Source organism: Aquabacterium sp., assembly GCF_044226965.1.
Classification (GTDB): domain Bacteria; phylum Pseudomonadota; class Gammaproteobacteria; order Burkholderiales; family Burkholderiaceae_C; genus Pseudaquabacterium.
In genome coordinates, this window is record NZ_JBGAGA010000010.1 from 108,814 (window position 1) to 115,716 (window position 6,903).

7 protein-coding genes are annotated in these 6,903 nt (G+C 68.0%); all 7 read left to right on the forward strand.

Features of this window, described 5'->3' with window-relative positions; genetic code table 11:
* The first annotated feature begins 20 nt into the window (after positions 1-20).
* Entirely contained in the window at positions 21-1,304 is a 1,284-nt protein-coding gene (ispG, locus tag ACILR4_RS07050; protein WP_395700125.1) for a flavodoxin-dependent (E)-4-hydroxy-3-methylbut-2-enyl-diphosphate synthase, read from the forward strand.
* A gap of 100 nt (positions 1,305-1,404) precedes the next feature.
* Positions 1,405-2,715, forward strand: coding sequence for a histidine--tRNA ligase (gene hisS / locus ACILR4_RS07055; protein WP_395700126.1), 1,311 nt, complete (start codon positions 1,405-1,407; stop codon positions 2,713-2,715).
* A 28-nt stretch (positions 2,716-2,743) separates the two neighbouring features.
* Positions 2,744-3,415 carry a YfgM family protein gene (locus ACILR4_RS07060; RefSeq protein ID WP_395700127.1) on the forward strand — a complete coding sequence of 224 codons (672 nt, stop codon included), beginning with the start codon at positions 2,744-2,746 and terminating at the stop codon, positions 3,413-3,415.
* Positions 3,412-4,527 (forward strand): outer membrane protein assembly factor BamB, encoded by a 1,116-nt coding sequence (bamB, locus tag ACILR4_RS07065; protein ID WP_395700128.1) that lies wholly within the window; start codon positions 3,412-3,414, stop codon positions 4,525-4,527. Before ACILR4_RS07060 ends, bamB begins: the two co-directional genes overlap by 4 nt.
* 16 nt (positions 4,528-4,543) lie before the next feature.
* On the forward strand, positions 4,544-5,887 hold the full coding sequence (der, locus tag ACILR4_RS07070; RefSeq protein WP_395700129.1) for a ribosome biogenesis GTPase Der: 1,344 nt from the start codon (positions 4,544-4,546) through the stop codon (positions 5,885-5,887).
* An 86-nt stretch (positions 5,888-5,973) separates the two neighbouring features.
* The gene (gene hfq, locus ACILR4_RS07075) at positions 5,974-6,216 is read left to right on the forward strand and encodes an RNA chaperone Hfq (protein ID WP_395700130.1); all 243 of its coding nucleotides are present in this window, start codon (positions 5,974-5,976) and stop codon (positions 6,214-6,216) included.
* 35 nt (positions 6,217-6,251) lie between these two features.
* A partial coding sequence (gene hflX / locus ACILR4_RS07080; protein WP_395700131.1) for a GTPase HflX occupies positions 6,252-6,903 on the forward strand: 652 nt, incomplete at its 3' end.

Genomic DNA, 6,903 nt, shown 5'->3' on the forward strand with positions numbered 1-6,903 from the left:
CGCAGACCTTGTCTCCGACCATGAGCGATTCCGCCAGCCCCGACCTGCCGCTGATCACCCCGGCGCTGCCGGCCGCGCGCCGTTCGCGCCAGGCCCGCGTGGCCTGGGGCAGCCGCATCGTGACGATTGGCGGCGACGCGCCGGTGCGCGTGCAGTCGATGACCAACACCGATACGGTGGACGTGATCGAGACCGCGATCCAGGTCAAGGAGCTGGCGATCGCGGGTTCGGAGCTGGTGCGCATCACCGTCAACACACCCGAGGCGGCCAAGGCCGTGCCCGCGATCCGCGAGCAGCTCGACCGCATGGGCATCGACGTGCCCTTGATCGGCGACTTTCACTACAACGGCCACACGCTGCTGACCGAGTATCCCGACTGCGCGGCGGCGCTGTCGAAGTACCGCATCAACCCGGGCAACGTCGGCAAGGGCCAGAAGCGCGACCGCCAGTTCGCGCAGATGATCGAAGCGGCGTGCCGGCACGACAAGGTGGTGCGCATTGGCGTCAACTGGGGCAGCCTGGACCAGGAACTGCTGGCCTCGATGATGGACGAAAACGCGCGCCGCGCCGCGCCCTGGGACGCGAAGCAGGTGATGTACCAGGCACTGGTGCAATCGGCGCTGCAGTCGGCCGACTGGGCGCGCGAACTCGGGCTCGACCCCAACCAGATCATCATCAGCTGCAAGGTCAGCGGCGTGCAGGACCTGATCACCGTCTATCAGGCCCTGGCGCGGCGCTGCGACTACGCGCTGCACCTGGGCCTGACCGAAGCCGGCATGGCCACCAAGGGCACGGTGGCCTCGTCGGTGGCGCTGGGCGTGCTGCTGCAGCAGGGCATCGGCGACACCATCCGCGTCTCGCTGACACCGCAACCCGGCGAGGCGCGCACGCAGGAAGTGGTGGTTGCGCTCGAGATCCTGCAGGCGCTGGGCCTGCGCCATTTCAATCCCAGCGTCACCGCCTGTCCGGGCTGTGGCCGGACCACCAGCACCACCTTCCAGGAACTGGCCAAGCAGATCGACGACCACCTGCGCGCGATGATGCCGGTGTGGCGCGCGCGTTATCCCGGTGTCGAGAACCTGAAGGTCGCAGTGATGGGCTGCATCGTCAACGGCCCTGGCGAGAGCAAGCATGCCGACATCGGCATCAGCCTGCCTGGGACCGGCGAGGCGCCGGCAGCGCCGGTGTTCATCGACGGCCAGAAGGCCATGACCTTGCGCGGCGAAGGCATCGCGCAGGAATTCCACCGCATCGTCGAGGGCTACATCGAGCGCCGCTTTGGCGCCGCCACCGCGGCGCATTGACGCTCCTTTCGGCCGCTATCACCCGCTGGCCGCGCCCTGCGGCCCTGCTTCCTTTCGCTCCAGCGCCGCCAGCGGCGGCGCCCTCCAGGTTTCATCTCTCATGAGCAACGTCCTCAAGGCCATCAAGGGCATGAACGACATCCTGCCGGGCAGCGTGCCCCGCAAGGACAAGCTGCCCGACAGCGCGCTGTGGCAATGGTTCGAGACCACCGTGCGGTCGGTGCTCGGCCGCTACGGCTACCAGTACCTGCTGACGCCGATCGTCGAATCCACAGCGCTGTTCGTGCGCGGCCTGGGCGAGGTGACCGACATCGTCGAGAAGGAGATGTACTCCTTCACCGACTCGATGAACGGGGACCAGCTCACGCTGCGTCCCGAGGCCACCGCCGGCATCGTGCGTGCGATGGTCGAGCACAACGCGCTGTACAACGGGCCGCTGCGCCTGTGGACCCTGGGCCCGATGTTCCGCCACGAGCGGCCGCAGAAGGGCCGCTACCGGCAGTTCAACCAGCTCGACGTCGAGGCGCTGGGCTTTGCCGGGCCGGATGTCGACGCCGAGCTGATCCTCATGGTGCGCAGCCTGTGGCGGGAACTGGGCCTGGTCGAAGGGCAGCATGTGCGACTGGAACTCAACAGCCTGGGCCAGCCGGCCGAGCGCCAGGCCCACCGTGCCGCGCTGATCGCCTACTTCGAGGCCCACGCCGACCAGCTCGACGAAGACGCGCGGCGCCGGCTCCACAGCAATCCGCTGCGCATCCTCGACACCAAGAACCCGGCGATGCAGGCGCTGGTGGAAGGCGCGCCGCAGCTGATGGATTTCCTGGGGCCCGAGACGCTGGCGCATTTCGACGGCGTGCGCGCGGTGCTCGACGCGGCCGGCCTGGCCTACCGCGTCAACCCGCGCCTGGTGCGTGGCATGGATTACTACAACCTCACGGTGTTCGAGTGGGTCACCGACCAGCTCGGCTCGCAAGGCACGGTGTGCGGGGGCGGCCGCTACGACGGGCTGTTCGAGCAGCTCGGCGGCAAGCCCGCGCCGGCGGTGGGCTTCGGACTGGGCATCGAGCGCCTGCTGCTGCTGATCCAGGAGCTCGGTCTGCCGGTGCCGGACAGTGCGCCCGCGGCCTACGCGGTGATCGGCGACGCTGCGGCGCTGCCGCAGGCGATGCTGGCCCTGGAATCGCTGCGTGCAGCCGGCGTCGCGGTGCAGATGCACGCAGGCGGCGGCAGCATGAAGTCGCAGTTCAAAAAGGCCGATGCCAGCGGCGCGCGCTACGCGCTGGTGTTCGGCGCTGACGAACTGGCGCAGGGCATGGTGGCGCTGAAGCCCTTGCGCGACGCCGCCGCCACGCAAACCCTGAAGCCGCTGGCCGACGTGGCCGGCTGGGCGCACGAATTGCGCAAGCCATAATCCCTCCCTTCGACCTCCGACTGGCGCCATGGCGAACCAACTCGACCTGCAGGAGCAGGAACAACTCGACGAACTGAAGGCATTCTGGAAGCAGCATGGCAACCTGATCACCTGGGTTCTGACGCTGGCGCTGCTGGCCTTCGCAGGCTGGAATGGCTGGAACATCTGGCAGCGCAGCCAGGCCGAGAAGGCCGCGGCGTTGTTTGACGAGCTCGACAAGGCGGCACAGGCAGGCGACGCCGCCCGCGGCACGCAGGTCTTTGGCGACATGAAGGAGCATTTCGGCCGCACGGCCTATGCCCAGCAGGCCGGCCTGCTGGCCGCCAAGCTGCAACTGGACAAGGGCCAGGCCGACGCGGCCCGGGCCAGCCTTGCCTGGGTGGCCGACAACGCCGCTGAGGACGAGTACCGCAGCATTGCGCGCCTGCGCCTGGCTGCGCTGCTGCTCGATGCCAAGCAGTACGACGATGCCTTGAAGCAGCTGGCGGGTGCCACGGCCCCCGAGTTCGCAGCGCTGGTGGCCGATCGGCGCGGCGACGTCCTGATGGCCCAGGGCAAGAAGGACGAGGCCAAGGCCGCTTACGAAGCGGCTTACAAGGGGCTGGACGAGAAGACCGGCTACCGCAACCTGGTCGAGGCCAAGCTCACCGCCATGGGCGCCGCGCCGGCCGCGTCGGCGGCCTCGGGAGCCAGCCGATGAGCCGCCTGGTCAACTGCCTGGCGCTGGTCGCCACGGTGGCGCTCGCCGCATGCTCCAGCACCGAGAAGCCGAAGCCGACCGCGCTGGAGGTGATAACGCCTCAAATCAGCGGCCACTTGGTCTGGAGTGCCAGGGTCGACGCCATCCAGTTCCCGCTGGCCGTCACCGTGCGCGACGGCAACTTCATTGTCGCCGGCGGCGACGGTTCAGTCGTCTCGCTGGAGGCGGCGACCGGTCGCGAGCAGTGGCGCGGTCAGGCGGGTCGCAAGCTGTCGGCCGGTGTCGGCAGCGACGGGCGCTACGCGGCGGTCGTCACGGTCGACAACGAGCTGGTCGTGCTGGATCGCGGCAATCGCATCTGGAGCACCCCGTTGCAGTCCCGCACGACGACTGCGCCGCTCGTGGCAGGTGAGCGCGTGTTCGTCGTCGGTGTCGACCGCCTCGTGCACGCCTTCGATGCCCTCGATGGGCGGCGTTTGTGGACCTACAAGCGCAGCGGGGAGCCGTTGACCTTGGCGCAGCCGGCCGTGCTGGCCGCATACAAGAACACGCTGCTGGTGGGGCAGGGCGCCTCGCTGGTCGGGGTCGAGCCGCTGAAGGGTGCGCAAAGCTGGGACGTGGCCGTCACCTCGCCGCGCGGCACCAACGAAGTCGAGCGTCTGAACGACCTGGTCGGCCCGGCGCTGCGTGTCGGCGACACCGTCTGCGCCCGTGCGTTCCAGACCGCCGTCGGCTGCATCGCGGCCAACACCCATACGCTGCGCTGGAGCCGCCTGAATGCCGGCCAGCAGGCGCTGGGCGGCGATGCCGAACTGGTGTTCGGCGCCGATGCGTCCGATCGCATCACTGCCTGGCGCGCCAGCAACGGCGATACGGCGTGGACCAACGAGCGATTGCTGTACCGTGGCCTGTCCGCACCGCTGAGCGTGGGCAAGGCGGTGGTGTTCGGAGACATCGAGGGCCAGGTGCACTTCCTGTCGCGCGAAGACGGCAAGACCTTGCTGCGGCTGCCCACCGACGGATCGGCAGTGGTCGCCCAGCCGGTGGCCAGTGCCGGCACGGTGCTGGTGGCTACGCGCAGCGGCGGGCTGTACGCGTTCCGCACCGATTGAGCCTCAGGGTCTGCGCATGAAGCCCGTGATCGCGCTGGTGGGTCGACCCAATGTTGGCAAGTCGACGCTGTTCAATCGGCTCACGAAGAGCCGCGATGCGATCGTTGCCGACTTCGCCGGGCTGACGCGCGATCGCCACTATGGCGACGGCAAGCAGGGCGGGCGCGAGTTCATCGTCATCGACACCGGCGGCTTCGAGCCCGAGAAGCCCACCGGCATCGTCGCGATGATGGCGCGCCAGACCCAGGCTGCGGTGGCCGAGGCCGATGCGGTCATCTTCGTGGTCGATGCCCGCACCGGCGTCGCAGGTCAGGACCACGACATTGCACGGTACCTGCGCGGCGCCAACAAGCGCGTGGTGCTGGCCGTCAACAAGGCCGAGGGCCTGACCGAATCGCCGCTGCTGGCCGAGTTCCACGAGCTGGGCATCGGCGAGCCGCATCCCGTCTCGGCCGCTCATGGTCAGGGCGTGCGCAGTCTGGTGGAAGCCGCGCTGGCCGACTTTCCCGAGGACGAAGAGGACGGGGAATCGGAGCCGGACGCGGACGCTCCGATACGGTTGGCAGTGGCCGGCCGGCCGAACGTCGGCAAGTCCACCTTGATCAATACCTGGCTCGGCGAGGAGCGGCTGGTGGCATTCGACCAGCCGGGCACCACGCGCGATGCGATCAGCGTGCCCTTCGAGCGGGGCGGACGCAAGTTCGAGCTCATCGATACCGCAGGACTGCGCCGCAAGGGCAAGGTGTTCGAGGCGATCGAGAAGTTCTCGGTGGTCAAGACGCTGCAGGCGATCGCCGATGCGAATGTCGTGCTGTTGCTGCTGGATGCGACGCAGGGTGTCAGCGACCAGGATGCCCACATCGCCGGCTACATCCTGGAGGCCGGACGTGCGGTGGTGATCGCGGTCAACAAGTGGGACGCGGTCGACGGCTACCAGCGCGAGATGTTCGAGCGCTCGGTTGAACAGCGCCTGGCGTTCCTGCGTTACGCCCCGGTGCTGCACATCTCTGCGCTGAAGCGGCAGGGCCTGGGGCCCCTGTGGAAGGCGATCGCCGAAGCGCACGCCTCGGCAATCGCCAAGATGCCCACACCCGTGCTGACCCGCCTGCTGCATGAAGCCGTGCAACACCAGGCGCCCAAGCGGGCGGGCATGTTTCGACCCAAGCTGCGCTACGCGCATCAGGGCGGCATGAACCCACCCATCGTGGTCGTGCACGGCAATGCGCTGGAGCACGTCACCGATGCGTACAAGCGCTACCTCGAAGGTCGCTTCCGCGAACACTTCAAGCTGGTGGGCACGCCGCTGCGCATCGAGATGAAATCGTCGCGCAATCCGTTCGACGACGACAAGAACGGCTGACTACGGGCATCCCCTCTTGCACGCCCCCTTTGCTTGGGATCATGTGTTAAGGTGAGCCATCTCGAACTCTCAACACGGAGCATATCGTGTCAAACAAAGGGCAACTCCTACAAGACCCCTTCCTGAACCTGCTGCGCAAGGAGCATGTACCGGTCTCGATCTACCTCGTCAACGGCATCAAGCTGCAGGGGCACATCGAGTCTTTTGACCAGTACGTCGTTCTCCTGCGCAATACCGTGACGCAGATGGTCTACAAGCACGCCATTTCGACGGTCGTGCCGGGCCGTCCCGTCAACTTCCACGCCAACGACCAAGCCGACCCCGCTTGATCGCCTGACTCGGGCGCGAAGCCTCCTCATCCGCCTTGAACCTCGACGCGAGGGACGATGCAGCGCCGCCCGGCGACGGGCCGGCGCGTGCCGTGCTGGTCGGCGTTGATCTCGGCAGCGGCCACTCGTTCGACCCAACGCTCGATGAGCTGGCCCTGCTGGCGGAATCGGCCGGCGACGACACCGTTGCGCGAGTGATCGCACGCCGCAAGGCGCCCGATCCGGCGCTGTTCATCGGTTCCGGGAAGGCCGACGAGATCAAGGAACTGGTGTTGGTCCATCGGGCCGACGGCGTGATCTTCGACCAGGCGCTGTCCCCGGCGCAACAGCGCAACCTGGAGCGCCATATTGGGGTGCCGGTGGCCGACCGCACGGCGTTGATCCTGGAAATCTTCGCCCAGCGTGCCAAGAGCCACGAGGGCAAGCTCCAGGTCGAGTTGGCGCGGCTGCAGTACCTGGCCACACGGCTGGTGCGCCGCTGGTCCCACCTGGAGCGACAGCGCGGCGGCGTGGGCCATCGCGGCGGCCCGGGCGAGGCCCAGATCGAGTTGGACCGCCGCATGATCGGCGAGCGCATCAAGTCGGTGAAGGCGCGGCTGGACAAGGTCAAGCGGCAGCGCGGCACGCAGCGTCGTGCGCGCGAGAAGAGCGGGACCTTCCGTGTCTCGCTGGTCGGCTACACCAATG

Bases quoted from the DNA above. Each gene is read 5' to 3' on its own strand.
- ispG (WP_395700125.1), top strand. From the start codon at position 21: ATGAGCGATTCCGCCAGCCCCGACCTGCCGCTGATCACCCCGGCGCTG.
- hisS (WP_395700126.1), top strand. From the start codon at position 1,405: ATGAGCAACGTCCTCAAGGCCATCAAGGGCATGAACGACATCCTGCCG.
- bamB (WP_395700128.1), top strand. From the start codon at position 3,412: ATGAGCCGCCTGGTCAACTGCCTGGCGCTGGTCGCCACGGTGGCGCTC.
- ACILR4_RS07060 (WP_395700127.1), top strand. From the start codon at position 2,744: ATGGCGAACCAACTCGACCTGCAGGAGCAGGAACAACTCGACGAACTG.
- der (WP_395700129.1), top strand. From the start codon at position 4,544: ATGAAGCCCGTGATCGCGCTGGTGGGTCGACCCAATGTTGGCAAGTCG.